Annotated in this window: 20 protein-coding genes, 1 other RNA gene, 1 riboswitch and 1 other annotated feature; all 21 genes read left to right on the top strand. The window is 34.2% G+C overall.

Annotation, left to right across the window (positions count from 1 at the left end):
- Positions 1–85 precede the first annotated feature (85 nt).
- The 21 genes from nusG to rimI all read left to right on the top strand — a co-directional run bounded on the left by nusG (position 86) and on the right by rimI (position 13,382).
- A complete protein-coding gene (gene nusG, locus EKN01_RS05385) occupies positions 86–625 on the top strand; it encodes a transcription termination/antitermination protein NusG (RefSeq protein ID WP_129045317.1) in 540 nt (179 codons plus the stop codon).
- Positions 626–746: 121 nt separating this feature from the next.
- On the top strand, positions 747–1,172 hold the full coding sequence (gene rplK / locus EKN01_RS05380; protein ID WP_099975146.1) for a 50S ribosomal protein L11: 426 nt from the start codon (positions 747–749) through the stop codon (positions 1,170–1,172).
- 95 nt (positions 1,173–1,267) lie between these two features.
- Positions 1,268–1,948 carry a 50S ribosomal protein L1 gene (rplA, locus tag EKN01_RS05375; RefSeq protein WP_099975145.1) on the top strand — a complete coding sequence of 227 codons (681 nt, stop codon included), beginning with the start codon at positions 1,268–1,270 and terminating at the stop codon, positions 1,946–1,948.
- A gap of 28 nt (positions 1,949–1,976) precedes the next feature.
- Positions 1,977–2,093 (top strand) — a sequence feature (ribosomal protein L10 leader region).
- A gap of 47 nt (positions 2,094–2,140) precedes the next feature.
- Positions 2,141–2,644, top strand: coding sequence for a 50S ribosomal protein L10 (gene rplJ, locus EKN01_RS05370; protein WP_129045316.1), 504 nt, complete (start codon positions 2,141–2,143; stop codon positions 2,642–2,644).
- A gap of 50 nt (positions 2,645–2,694) precedes the next feature.
- Entirely contained in the window at positions 2,695–3,060 is a 366-nt protein-coding gene (gene rplL, locus EKN01_RS05365; RefSeq protein ID WP_099975143.1) for a 50S ribosomal protein L7/L12, read from the top strand.
- A gap of 81 nt (positions 3,061–3,141) precedes the next feature.
- Positions 3,142–3,738 (top strand): class I SAM-dependent methyltransferase, encoded by a 597-nt coding sequence (locus EKN01_RS05360; RefSeq protein WP_129045315.1) that lies wholly within the window; start codon positions 3,142–3,144, stop codon positions 3,736–3,738.
- Positions 3,739–3,741: 3 nt separating this feature from the next.
- The gene (locus tag EKN01_RS05355; RefSeq protein WP_241685258.1) at positions 3,742–4,215 is read left to right on the top strand and encodes a nucleoside deaminase; all 474 of its coding nucleotides are present in this window, start codon (positions 3,742–3,744) and stop codon (positions 4,213–4,215) included.
- A 41-nt stretch (positions 4,216–4,256) separates the two neighbouring features.
- Positions 4,257–4,343, top strand: an RNA gene (ffs, locus tag EKN01_RS05350) — signal recognition particle sRNA small type.
- A gap of 82 nt (positions 4,344–4,425) precedes the next feature.
- Positions 4,426–6,132 carry a DNA polymerase III subunit gamma/tau gene (gene dnaX / locus EKN01_RS05345; protein ID WP_129045314.1) on the top strand — a complete coding sequence of 569 codons (1,707 nt, stop codon included), beginning with the start codon at positions 4,426–4,428 and terminating at the stop codon, positions 6,130–6,132.
- A gap of 12 nt (positions 6,133–6,144) precedes the next feature.
- A complete protein-coding gene (locus EKN01_RS05340) occupies positions 6,145–6,468 on the top strand; it encodes a YbaB/EbfC family nucleoid-associated protein (protein WP_099975140.1) in 324 nt (107 codons plus the stop codon).
- Positions 6,468–7,067 (top strand): recombination mediator RecR, encoded by a 600-nt coding sequence (recR, locus tag EKN01_RS05335; protein WP_129045313.1) that lies wholly within the window; start codon positions 6,468–6,470, stop codon positions 7,065–7,067. Before EKN01_RS05340 ends, recR begins: the two co-directional genes overlap by 1 nt.
- Positions 7,067–7,351: a YaaL family protein gene (locus EKN01_RS05330; RefSeq protein WP_099975138.1), complete on the top strand. Its 285-nt coding sequence runs from the start codon at positions 7,067–7,069 to the stop codon at positions 7,349–7,351. Before recR ends, EKN01_RS05330 begins: the two co-directional genes overlap by 1 nt.
- A 93-nt stretch (positions 7,352–7,444) precedes the next feature.
- Positions 7,445–8,095: a dTMP kinase gene (gene tmk, locus EKN01_RS05325; RefSeq protein ID WP_129045312.1), complete on the top strand. Its 651-nt coding sequence runs from the start codon at positions 7,445–7,447 to the stop codon at positions 8,093–8,095.
- Between the two features lie 4 nt (positions 8,096–8,099).
- Entirely contained in the window at positions 8,100–8,420 is a 321-nt protein-coding gene (darA, locus tag EKN01_RS05320; protein ID WP_099975136.1) for a cyclic di-AMP receptor DarA, read from the top strand.
- Positions 8,420–9,373, top strand: coding sequence for a DNA polymerase III subunit delta' (locus EKN01_RS05315; protein ID WP_129045311.1), 954 nt, complete (start codon positions 8,420–8,422; stop codon positions 9,371–9,373). The genes darA and EKN01_RS05315 overlap by 1 nt, the downstream gene beginning before the upstream one ends.
- A gap of 11 nt (positions 9,374–9,384) precedes the next feature.
- Positions 9,385–9,735, top strand: coding sequence for an initiation control protein YabA (locus EKN01_RS05310; RefSeq protein ID WP_099975134.1), 351 nt, complete (start codon positions 9,385–9,387; stop codon positions 9,733–9,735).
- Between the two features lie 14 nt (positions 9,736–9,749).
- Entirely contained in the window at positions 9,750–10,616 is an 867-nt protein-coding gene (gene rsmI / locus EKN01_RS05305; protein ID WP_129045310.1) for a 16S rRNA (cytidine(1402)-2'-O)-methyltransferase, read from the top strand.
- A gap of 1 nt (position 10,617) precedes the next feature.
- Positions 10,618–11,367, top strand: coding sequence for an acyl-[acyl-carrier-protein] thioesterase (locus tag EKN01_RS05300; RefSeq protein WP_129045309.1), 750 nt, complete (start codon positions 10,618–10,620; stop codon positions 11,365–11,367).
- A 49-nt stretch (positions 11,368–11,416) separates the two neighbouring features.
- Positions 11,417–11,511, top strand: a riboswitch (THF riboswitch).
- 51 nt (positions 11,512–11,562) lie between these two features.
- Complete coding sequence (locus tag EKN01_RS05295; protein ID WP_099975131.1) at positions 11,563–12,081, top strand: folate family ECF transporter S component; 519 nt, start codon at positions 11,563–11,565, stop codon at positions 12,079–12,081.
- A 61-nt stretch (positions 12,082–12,142) separates the two neighbouring features.
- Positions 12,143–12,868 carry a tRNA (adenosine(37)-N6)-threonylcarbamoyltransferase complex dimerization subunit type 1 TsaB gene (gene tsaB / locus EKN01_RS05290; protein WP_129045308.1) on the top strand — a complete coding sequence of 242 codons (726 nt, stop codon included), beginning with the start codon at positions 12,143–12,145 and terminating at the stop codon, positions 12,866–12,868.
- A complete protein-coding gene (gene rimI, locus EKN01_RS05285) occupies positions 12,852–13,382 on the top strand; it encodes a ribosomal protein S18-alanine N-acetyltransferase (RefSeq protein WP_164966373.1) in 531 nt (176 codons plus the stop codon). The genes tsaB and rimI overlap by 17 nt, the downstream gene beginning before the upstream one ends.
- Positions 13,383–13,390 lie beyond the last annotated feature (8 nt).

Raw genomic sequence — 13,390 nt, 5'->3', positions numbered from 1 at the left:
GCAAAATTTGCTATTATAAAGAACAAGCGAGAAAACTTCGAATATATTCGAAGTTTTTTTATTTTGATTTTTTCGGAGGAAAATTATGTCAGATGCAGCTTCAAAAAACTGGTATGTTCTTCATACATATTCAGGATATGAAAACAAAGTTAAAGAAAATCTAGAGTCTCGTGCTCAATCAATGGGTATGGAAGATTACATCTTCCGTACAGCAGTTCCTGAAGAGGAAGAGACAGAAGTAAAAAATGGTAAAACAAAAACAGAAATGAAAAAAACATTTCCCGGTTATGTTTTAGTTGAAATGGTTATGTCAGATGAATCATGGTTCGTTGTTCGTAATACACCGGGTGTTACTGGATTTGTTGGTAGCCACGGATCAGGTAGTAAACCAGCACCACTACTTCCAGAAGAAGTAGATCACATTCTAAATGACTTAGGCGTAAACAAAGTAGCTAACGCTGACTTTGAAGAAGGCGAAACTGTCACAATTAAAGACGGTGCATTTGCTAACATGTCTGGTAAAATCACAGAAGTTGATCAAGAACACAGCAAGCTAAAAGTTGACGTTGATATGTTTGGACGTATGACTAGTGCTGAAGTTGATTTTGATTCAGTAGAAAAATAATAAATAGCATTGATAATAAAAACATACCATGATAAACTTATCAGGTATGTTTTTTGTACATGTGGGAGAGGAAATTTCTATCCTCATCGGAACCACATCACGGAATAAGGAGGTATGCACCGTGGCTAAAAAAGTTGCTAACGTTGTTAAATTACAAATTCCTGCAGGACAAGCTACTCCAGCTCCACCAGTAGGTCCAGCTCTAGGTCAAGCTGGTATTAATATTGTTGAATTCACAAAAGATTTCAACGCACGTACACAAGACCAAAATGGAATGTTAATTCCAGTTGTTATCTCAGTATATGAAGATCGTTCATTTGACTTCATTACTAAGACACCACCAGCTGCAGTTCTATTGAAGAAAGCTGCTGGCGTACAAAGTGGTTCAGGTGAACCTAACACAAAGAAAGTTGCTACTGTAACTTCTGACCAAGTTCGCGAAATTGCCGAAACCAAAATGAAAGACCTAAACGCAGGTAGCGTTGAAGCTGCTATGAGTATGGTCGCTGGTACTGCAAGAAGTATGGGCTTCGAAGTCGAAGGCTAGACTTTAAACAATCGCAGATACAAAGTATGTGAAAGCATTCTTAACAAGTGGGAGGGGTAAAACCCAATGGACCACTACGCAAGGAGGAACTTAGCATGGCTAAGCATGGAAAAAAATATAATGAAGCGCTTAAACAAGTAGATAAGGCAAAAACTTATGATACTGTTGAAGCAATTGACTTACTTAAAAAAGTAGATTACGCAAAATTCGACGCAACAGTCGAAGTTGCTATTAACTTGGATGTAGATCCAAAACAAGCAGACCAACAAATTCGTGGAGCTATCGTACTACCAAATGGTACTGGTAAAACTTCTCGTGTTGTTGTTTTTGCTGAAGGTGACCAAGCTAAGGCTGCAGAAGCAGCTGGTGCTGATGTTGTTGGTTCTGACGACCTTGTTGACAGAATCAAAGATGGTTGGCTAGACTTTGACGTTGCTGTTGCAACACCACCAATGATGGCCAAAGTTGGTGCTTTAGGACGTGTTCTTGGACCTAAAGGACTAATGCCTAACCCTAAGACTGGTACAGTTACAATGGACGTTACAAAAGCTGTTAACGACATCAAAGCTGGACAAGTTGCTTACCGTGTAGATCCTAATGGATTAATTCATGCACCTATTGGTAAGATTTCATTTGATTCTGCTAAACTAGCAGAAAACTACACAGCTATCTATGAAGCAGTGCTTAAAGCACGTCCAGCTTCATTGAAGGGTACATATATTGAAAGTGTATCAATGACATCAACATTTGGACCTGGTCTAAAATTAAACTTCTAATTGACGGACAGTTTCAAAAATGTTAAATTTATATAGTTAATTTCTACCTAAGACTCAGGTGACTTATGTCTTAATATCCTGCCGAGGCCAGAAGATTATTAGTTAATCTCTGTGTCTTTGGGCACAGAGATTTTATTTTTTCCGCCCATTTAATGTAGAATTGACTAAATAATAATGGAGGTAAAATTGAATATGAATGAAGCAAATCTTTCTAAGAAACAAGCTCAAGTTGAAGAAGTTGCAGAAATCTTAAAAAGTTCAAAGTCACTAATTATTGTTGATTATCTTGGACTTACTGTAGAAGAAGTAACTAACATGCGTGCTGAATTGCGCGAATCAGATTCTTCAATGCTTGTTGTAAAGAATACTATTCTTATAAGAGCAGCTGAAAAAGCTGGTATTGAAGGTCTTTCAGAACACTTTGTTGGACCTACAGCCATTGCATTTTCTTCAGAAGATGCAGTTGCACCAGCTAAAGTATCTGCTAAGTATGCCAACGATGTTGAAGCTCTTGAAATCAAGGGTGGACTTATCGAAGGTAAAGTTGCTGGTCTTGACGAAATTCAAGCTCTTGCAACACTACCAAGCAAAGATGGTCTATTGTCTATGCTTGCGTCTGTACTACAAGCTCCAGTTCGCGACTTTGCTATGGTTGTTAAAGCCATTGCAGAAAAAGGCGACGAACCAGCTGCTTAATTAACAAAAATTATAAAAAATAAACTTTAAATATTTTGGAGGACAAAATAATGGCTTTAGATACAAACAAAATTATCGAAGATTTAAAAACAGCTACAATCCTTGAACTTAACGATCTAGTTAAGGCTATCGAAGAAGAATTTGACGTTACTGCTGCTGCTCCAGTTGCTGCAGGTGCTGCTGCTGCTGATGCAGGTGCAGACAAGGACGAATTTGATGTTGAACTTACTGAAGTAGGTGGCGAAAAAGTTAAGGTTATCAAAGAAGTTCGTGGAATCACAGGTCTTGGTCTAAAAGACGCTAAAGACCTTGTTGATGGTGCACCTAGTGTAATCCAAGAAGGCGTTGCTAAAGATGCTGCTGACGAAATGAAAGCTAAGCTTGAAGAAGTTGGCGCAACTGTAACACTTAAATAATTACCTTTTAAAATCCTCTTTTAGAGGATTTTTTTTTTGCCTAAATGTTATAATTAAGGGACTTATTTAAGGGAGATCAAGATGTCAAATCAATATTTTGAAAATAGCAATTTAGAGCATGAATATAAAGAATTTACTTTTGATTTGAGAGGCAATAGCTTCAAGTTCACTTCTGATAGTGGTGTATTCTCTCGACAAACAGTTGATTATGGTTCCAGAGTATTGATAGATTCTATAGATTTTACTGAAGTGCCAGATGGAGATATCTTGGATGTAGGTTGTGGATATGGACCTATTGGGTTAGCTTTGGCAAAAGATCAGACTGATCGTAAAGTAGTCATGTCAGATGTCAATCTAAGGGCTATGGAGCTTGCTCAGAAGAATGCAGACGATAACCAAGTGAACAACATAGAAATCATTGAATCTAGCGTCTATGATGCTATAACTGGCAGTTATGCTGTTGTGGTTTCCAATCCACCTATTAGAGCTGGGAAAAATATAGTCTCTGAAATTATTTCTGGTGCAAAAGATCATCTTTTAGAAAATGGTCATTTGTACATAGTTATTCAAAAGAAGCAAGGTGCTCCTTCCGCTAAAAAGTTGATGAAAGAAACATATGGAAATGTTGAGATTGTCAAGAAGGATAAGGGATACTACATTCTTAGGAGTGTGAGATAGATCATGTTTTCAGAATTAGAAAATATCCAGTTCATGAAATTGGCAATTGATGAGGCAAATAAAGCAAAAGATAAATTAGAAGTTCCTATCGGCTGTGTGATTATAGATAATAACAGTAAAGAGATTATTTCTACTGGGTACAACGAAAGAGAAGAAACTCAAAATGCACTCAAACATGCAGAACTAATTGCGATAGAGAATGCTTGTAGGTTAAAGAAAAACTGGCGATTAGAAAATACAACTCTGTACGTGACACTTGAACCTTGTCCAATGTGTGCTGGAGCTATAATCAATAGTAGGATTCCAAATGTAGTTTTTGGTGCAAGTGATCCTAAAGCTGGATCAGTAGGAACAATCAATAATTTATTAGCTGAATCAAAGTATAATCATCATGCTGAATATACTTCTGGTGTTCTTGAAGATGAGTGTGCAGATTTGTTGAGAAACTTTTTTAAAAATATACGCTCTAAAAAGTAGCAATATAGAATGTAGTATAGTATTATATAAGTTGCCGCAAGGCCTTGGGGCAATGGCTCTCTTATGAATCGTGTCAGATTCGGAAGAAAGCAGCACTAAGTAAGTGGAACCATGTGCTCTTTGTTTATGAATATTAACACTCCTAATCTTTTAGATTAGGAGTTTTTTTGTGGTAAAATTTAACTATTATACAAAAAAAGAGGATACAAAATGTCATATCAAGCTCTTTATCGTGTTTGGCGTCCACAGGTATTTTCTGATGTTATCGGACAAGATGTTATAACACAGACATTAAAAAATGCAGTAGCTAATAATATGACCAGTCACGCATATTTATTCAGTGGACCTAGAGGAACTGGAAAAACTTCCTGTGCCAAGATTTTGGCAAAAGCTGTTAACTGTTTGAATCCAAAAGATGGCGAACCTTGTAATGAATGTCAAATTTGTTTGGAAGCAAACGAAAATAGATTAAATGATGTTATCGAAATTGATGCTGCTTCTAATAATGGTGTCGAAGAAATTAGAGATATCCGAGACAAGGTAAAATATGCTCCTACAGAAGCAAAGTTCAAAGTTTATATTATTGATGAGGTACATATGTTATCTCAAGGAGCTTTCAATGCGTTATTGAAAACATTGGAAGAACCACCTGCAAACGTAATATTTATTCTGGCAACAACTGAACCACAAAAAATACCAGCAACTATTATGTCTAGAACTCAAAATTTTGAGTTCAGAAGAATCTCTAATCGTTCAATTTTAGAACGAATGAAATTTATATTAGATGACAAAAATATAGATTACGATTCTCAAGCCTTAGAAATTATTTCAGAAGCTGCAGAAGGTGGAATGCGTGATGCATTGAGTATTTTGGATCAAGCATTATCGCTTGGCGATGACAAAGTAACATTGAGTAATGCTCAAGAAGTCACTGGAGCCTTGAGTAATGAACAAATATTTACATATATGGAATCCATTGCAAATGCAGATACATCACAAGCACTGAAATCTATGTACTCTATTCTAGAGAGTGGTAGATCGCCATTACGATTTACTGAAATGATTATTAAAGTATGTCGTAATATGATTTTAAAGAATTCCAACACAGATTTAGAGGGAATATCTTCAAATTCACTTGAAAATGAATTAGAACCTTTAAATAACAAGTTTGATAATAATCAGCTATTTTATATAGTTGATCAAGTCAGTCAAACACAAAAGAATCTCAAAAATTCTAATCAAACAGATATTTATATGGAGATTTTGACAGTAAAAATATCTAAACCACATTTAGAAGAACCACAAAAAGTATCTAGTGAACCGGTTGATAATAAAGAAATTGAATCTTTGATTAATCAAGTATCAAAACTAGAAAAACAATTAAGCAAAATTTCCAATAACTCCAATATTCAACCAGTAAAAACTGTGAAAACTGTTACATCCAAACCAAAATCAAAACGCAATGCACTTAATAGAACCGCAATGTATAAAATACTAGGTGATGCAAGTAAGGAAGATCTAACAGAAATCAAAGAAATATGGGTTGATCTACTTACAATGTTGGCACCTTCTAAAAAAGCAATGATGCAAGTTTCAGAACCTGTTGCAGCTTCAAAATCAGGTGTGGTTGTCCAGTTTGACTATGCTATGTGGTATGAACAAGTTCAAGAGGATGATGAGTTAATGGCATCATTAAGCGACAATGTTGCCAAGCTATTAAAGAAAGATTTGGAAATTGTTTTAGTGCCAAGAGATGATTGGCCAACTATTCGTGAAGAATATATTAAAAATAATATTGATTTATCTAGTAGTAAAAATGTAAAATCTAAGGTAGACGAAACAAACACAACTGATACTGTTGTCGATGAAGCTTTGAATCTTTTTGGAGATGGAATAGTTGAAGTTAGTGATGACTAGGAGGATATAACTATGGCAAAAATGCCTAATATGGGTGGCATGGGAAACATGGCCAACATGATGAAACAAGCACAAAAAATGCAAAAACAAATGATGGATGCTCAAGAACAGATGAAAAATGCTGAATACACAGGTTCATCATCTCAAGATCTTGTAGTTGCCAAAGTGAATGGTGAACACAAACTTCTTGATCTAAAAATTGATCCAAAGATAATCGATCCAGAAGATCCAGATCTATTACAAGATATGATTGTTGATGCTGTTGGAAATGCTATTAACAAAGCGCTTAAGGAACAAGAATCTGCACTAGGACAATATACTAACGGTTTATTCTAATGAAATATCCAGAACCCATTAATAAATTAATTGAAAGTTATAGTTTATTACCAGGTATTGGAATAAAAACCGCTACACGTATGGCTTTTTATACGTTAGGAATGACTGAAACTTCAGTAAAAGAATTTGCTGATAACTTGGTTTCTGCGAAGACAAATATTCACAGTTGCATTATTTGTGGAAATATCACTACTGAAGATACATGTGAGATTTGTCAGGATGCTACTAGAGATCAGAGTACTATTTTGGTAGTAGAACAAGTGAAAGATATTATTGCTATCGATGATATGAATACGTATAACGGTTTGTACCATGTATTAGGTGGTGTTATGTCTCCCGTGGATGGAATTGGTCCAGACGACCTTAATATTAAGTTATTGATCAATCGTTTAAGAGAACATAGTGAAGTGAAAGAACTTATTATTGCAACTAATGCTACTCCAGAAGGTGAGTCAACAGCTCAATATTTAGCTAAATTAGTTAAACCTTCAGGAATAAAAGTAACAAGATTAGCTCACGGATTATCCGTTGGGTCTGATATTGAATATGCTGATGAAATGACACTAAAAAGTGCTGTTTTAGGTCGTAGGGAGTTATAATGTTTGGACGAAAACTGAATGTTCATAAATTGGAAAATGATAGATTGTTGGATTATATCCATCAATTACAAAATCAAATTTCATATCAAAAACGTATCAATGATGCCTCAATCGAGTTGAGTCAAGAGTCAATGCTAAAGTATCGTTTAGATAAAATGAAACACCAATATTTATATTTGGAAGCGCGTCGTAGAAATGCTAAGGCAAAAGAGACGTCAAATATTATTTATGGTGATTCAGATACTTTCTTTCAACAACCTAATCAATACGATAAACATTGGTAAAAAAGAAAACACCTATTTATAAAAAAACAAATAGGTGTTTTTTTGTACCGCTTTCCTTTAAAATATAAACTATTAACTTAAGAGGTATTAGAAATGACAGGTATTTTTATTTCTTTCGAAGGTCCAGATGGAGCGGGAAAGACCACAGCATTAAATAATTTATTACCATTATTAAAATTTAAGACTGATCAAGAAATTGTATTATCTCGTGAACCCGGTGGTAGTGAAATTGCTGAAAAAATTCGAGAGATTATTTTAACAAATCATGATGAGCAGATGGATGCTAGAACTGAAGCGTTATTGTATGCTGCATCTAGAAGACAGCATTTGGTAGATGTAATCTTACCTGCGATTGAACAAAATAAGATTATGCTTAGTGATCGATTTGTTGATAGCTCTATTGCATATCAAGGAGCTGGAAGAATGATAGGGACCAAAGAAGTTGCTGAAATCAATGATTTTGCAATTGATGGACAACTACCAGATTTAACGATATATTTTGATATTTCACCTGAGATAGGACTTTCTAGAATAAAAAAAGATCACCAAGAACAAATGGATAGATTAGAACAAGAAAAGCTGCCTTTCCATGAAAGAGTTCATGAAGCTTATCTAGAATTACTTAAGAATAATCCCGAAAGAATCAAAAAAATCGATGCTACCCAATCACCAGATAAAGTTGTTGCTGATACTTTAAAAGTTATTACTGATAGATTTCCAAGTGAATTTAATTTAGGAGGATAGAATTATGAAAGTTATTTTAGCAATTGTTCAAGATAAAGATAGCCAAGATCTTCAAAAGGGACTAGTTGATGGAGGTTTTCGATCAACTAAACTAAATACTACGGGAAACTTTTTAAGATCAGGAAATACAACATTCATCATTGGTGTTGAAGAAGATCAAGTAGAGCCTGCTTTGGACGTTATCAGAGATAACTGTCACACAAGAACACAATTTGTTACCTCATCATTTATTCTTCCAGAAGATGCTATTAATAGTTCAGTGGAAGTACAAGTCGGTGGAGCAACATGCTTTGTATTGCCAGTAGATAAATTTGTGAGATTCTAATGACAACAATTACCGAAGAGCAACCTAAGCTTGTTGAAGAATTTCAAAATATCATCAATACTAATATGCTTTCACATGCATATTTGATTGATCAAGCATCATCAGCGGTTAGAAAAAATATGGCTATCTGGATTGCCCAAAGTCAGTTTTGTCCTAATTGTACTGATGGTTTGCCAGATCAAACTTGTGATAGGTGTGTAGCTATTGCTGAAATGGATAATCCAGATGTACTTGTGTTATCAACTGATAAACAAAGTATTGGTGTAGACGATGTTCAATTTTTTAAAAGAGAAGCTAACATGAGTTCTACTCAAGGTGCTTATAAATTTTTAATTATAGAAGAAGCACAAAAACTTACTAATGCAGCTAGCAATAAACTTTTAAAGACTATTGAGGAACCAGAAGGTAACTTGGTCGTCATACTGTTGGTGCAGAATGCGAACCAACTACTTCCAACAATTATTTCTAGAGTTCAGATTTTTCATCTCTCCAATGAATCAAGTAATTCAGAACTTACAGATCTAGTTGAGATGGGATACAATGAACAACTTGCTGAAAAATTGTTGTCTTTTGTAGATATTAATACGTTAGCTAATATTGAACCCGAAGATTGTCAGAAGCTTTTGACAGCGATTATTAATTATCTAAAGCAGTTAAACTCTAAAGATTTGACTGCCTTTATTAGTGTTCAAAAAGATATTATGCCTTTAATAAATAATAAAAATGAACAAGAATTTGTATTTGATGTTTTAAATCAAATCTTTAGCGATATACTTTCTATAAGGTTCAATTTTAAAAATAGTGTCTTAACAAATCAGGATTATTTAGAATCGATTAATATTGATGATATTGTTAGAGACTCAGAGTTTTTATTCATGGCAAAAGAAAAATGGCAAAGTAATGTAGCATTTCAAGCTGCTATGGAAGATTTAACTTTAAAATTATTAGAATAGCAGGTGAGAAGATGGCTCAAAATGATCTATATGATGAATTTGAAACCATTTCTAATGAGCTAGATGACCTAACTAAAAGAATTGCTTCTTTAAAAGAAAGATTATCTATTGATTTAGAAGAAAAGGAAGAATTAAAACTTGAGAATAAAAATCTTCGTTCTCATTTGATTAATTCAGGTTTAGATGAAAAGAAAGTTGATAAAAAAACGTTATCAACTTCTCGAAAAAATTTGGAAAAATTATATCAGCAAGGATTTCATGTGTGCCAACAGTTTTATGGCTCACATCGTGATCAAAGTGAAGAGTGTGTTTTCTGCTATGGTGTTATCTATGGTGGACAACCTAAGAATATTAATGAATAAAGGGAGCTTATAGATTGGAAGAACAAAAAAGTTTTGTTGATAATTCTATAGGCTGTCTTTTTTTGGTTCCAACACCTATTGGTAATTTGGAAGATATGACCTATAGAGCAGTGAATACTTTGAATGAAGTTGATTTAATTGCTGCAGAAGATACTAGAAATACTAAAAAATTGTTAAATCATTTTGAAATAGAAACTGATCTAATTAGTTTTCACGAGCATAATACTGCACAAAGAATTCCAGAACTCATTGAAAAAATGCAAAGTGGAATTAAAATTGCACAAGTAAGTGATGCGGGAACTCCTTCCATTAGTGATCCGGGAAAAGAATTAGTAGAGGCAGCTGTTGAAAATGATATTCCAGTTGTACCATTGCCAGGAGCTACGGCTTCTATAACGGCGCTAATAGCTTCAGGATTAAACCCAGAACACTTCTATTTTTATGGCTTTTTACCACGAAAAGGCAAAGAACGTACAGAAATATTAAATGACATAGAAAAACGCATAGAACCAACAATTATTTATGAATCACCATATCGTGTGAAGAAAACAATAGAAGATTTTGTTGAATATTTTGGAGACAATAGGCAAGTTTCTTTGGCACGTGAACTGACCAAGCTTCATGAAGCTTTTTTAAGAGGTAGCGTTCAAGAAGTTTCTGAATACTATAAAGAGCACGAACCTAAAGGTGAATATGTTATCGTAATCGCAGGAAAGACAGCTGTTGAAGTAAAAGAAAAACCTAACGATGCAATTATTCAAGATGTGCAAGAGCTTATCGATGATGGTTTGAAGCCTAATCAAGCAATCAAGCAAGTGGCTAATCAGAATAATCTAAAGAAACAATTTGTTTATAACTTGTTCCATGAGATTGGAGAATAAAATGACTGAAGTAGTTTATACAGAAGAGATAGTACCACCATTTTATGCATTTGATTTTGCAGGTAATATGAAAATTTCATCACTGATTGATACGATGATATTAGCGTCCGAGCATCAGCTGCATGCAGGAAATGCAGGTAGCGATGATATGGTTGAAAAAGGCTTTGGATGGGTTGTTGTCCAGTATCATATGGATATTATAAAGATGCCTCAAAAAGATCAGAAGCTAGTAGTATCTACTCAAGCAGAAAGTTATAATAAATTTTTCTTGTATCGTAATTTTTGGATTGATGACGAAGAAGGAAATAGATTAGTTACATTGGAAAGTTCTTTCGTAATTTTAGATATCAATCAAAGAAAAATAATTAGTGCTGCCGAAAGTCTAGATAATTTCTTTGGTGCCGAACAAACATCTAAGATTAAGCGATTTGCAAGGTTACCCAAAGTATCTAAGGATGAGTCTGATAACAATAGAGATCAACATATTGGATATTACAATATTGATATCAATGGTCATGTAAATAACTCGTACTACTTTGATTGGATGTTAGATTCATTAGATATGGAATTTTTAAGCAGTCATCAAGTTGGGAGCGTAGATATAAAATATGAAAAAGAGCTAGATATTGATAGTACTCCAACGGTCTATTCAACATACAATCCTGAGGATATGACAAGTATCCACTGGATTGAAAGTGACAATCAAGAAAATGTCATAGCGAAGATCAGTTGGGAAGATATACCAAGCTAATTTCTATGTAAAGAGTATCTTATGTGTTACTCTTGCTAAGTAAAAAATATTTGGAGTAGGATTCTAAGCGTTAAGTGCCGATGGAACGGAATGTGAACATTGGACAAAGACACTAGTCGCGACTTAGTTTCCGCATTCGCCAATGTATATATAATAATATTATTTGTGCGGGCTCCTATTTGGAGATGATTAAATATGTCAAAGGGATTAAAGATACAAGAGTTAACATGGATGGCTGTATTAATTGCCATGAACGTGGTATTAAGCAAGTTGGTTATTGGGGTTAGCAACATTATGCAAATCGGTTTTGGATTTGTTGCCTTAGCATTGATAGGTTACTATTTTGGACCCTTCAAAGCAGCAATTGCCAATGTATTAGCAGACATTATTGCTAACACAGTGTTTCCATCTGTGGGAGGATTCTTTTGGGGGTTCACACTTTCAGCGTTAGTAGCTGGAGTTATTTATGGATTGATGTTGCACAATAGAAAAGTAACATTGTTGAATTCATTTTTAACCACTCTATTGGTAGTAGTAATTATCAATTTGGGTATGAATACGTTATGGATTCATATGATGTATCAGACACCTGTTACAGCTTTATTAGCATCAAGACTTCCTAAGGAAGCACTAAGTTTGATTTACCAAACTGCATTTATATACATAATTTTGCGTTGGGTACAGAATTCAAGATTTAACAAGATAGGCCGTTAGGCCTTTTTTTTGTTTCATGATAATGTGGTAGAATGTTTTTTAGGAAATGTGAGGGATGCATATGAAAGTATTGGCATTTGATACATCTAATAAATTATCGTCAATCGCAATTGTAGAAAATCAGCTGTCTTTAGCTGAAATTAATACTGACGATAAGTTGACGCACAGTATTAATTTATTACCCAATATACAAAAATTGTTGGATGATACAGATTTAGATTTGTCTGATATTGATCGAGTTGTTGTGGCGCAAGGCCCGGGTTCGTATACTGGGCTTAGAATAGCAGTTACAGTGGCTAAAACATTGGCTTATACACTTGAAAAAGAACTGGTAGGAATATCTAGTCTGAAGTTATTGGCTGCAAATGCCAAAGAAGGTCATATTTCAGTGGCACTTATGGATGCAAGAAATGATAATGTTTTTGCAGGAGTATATCAGTCAAAAGATGGTAGTTTGGATAATTTAATTGAAGACCAACATGTTTCTATATATGATCTATTAGACAAATTAAAGTCATATCGTGAAGAAGAAATTGATTTCGTCAATGTTAGTGATAATTTGCTAGAAATTATAAAAGAAGCAATGCCTAAAGCGAATATCCTCGATTATGCCAATTCAAAGCCAGATGCTGTGAAACTAGCCAAACTAGGAGAGATTGAGCCTCCAGTTGCTGATGTAAATACTTTCGTACCGACATACCTTAGAGTTACACAAGCCGAATATGATTGGTTACAAAAAGACAATCATACAGAAAATGGAAATATTTCTTATGTTGAAGAAATTTAGAGAATTATTAGTACCCACTAATAATAAAAATTTAGATTTTACTGAAAAAACGGTAACAGTTAAGCAAAATGAACTGATATTACGTAAATCTCGTGTAACCGATACACTTGATTATATGAACTTACAAAAAGAAGTTTATTACTATCAACCTTGGCCTGCTCAAATAGTGCAAATGGAATTAAGAAATAAAAAAGCACTATACCTTTCATTAGAACATAGTAAGAAATTAGTGGGTTTTATTGGTGTTTCGATAGTTAATGATGCAGAAGTTCACATTACTAATATAGCTGTTTCTCCAGACTTCCAAAGACAAGGAATAGGGCATCTATTAATCAACCAGGTTATGGATTATTTTAGAAACCTTGGCTACAAACAAATGTCTCTTGAAGTCGATACAACAAATACAGATGCTATTCGACTATATGAAGCATTCTCTTTTAATGTGCGTAAATTACAAGAGAAATACTATGTAAAAAATAACCATGATGCTTATGAAATGATTACAGATTTGTAAGGAGTAAA

The organism is Companilactobacillus metriopterae (assembly GCF_004117915.1).
In the GTDB taxonomy this organism is placed as follows: Bacteria; Bacillota; Bacilli; order Lactobacillales; family Lactobacillaceae; genus Companilactobacillus; species Companilactobacillus metriopterae.
Note: the sequence above shows the minus strand (reverse complement) of the source record. Positions and strands in the feature narration are given on the sequence as shown.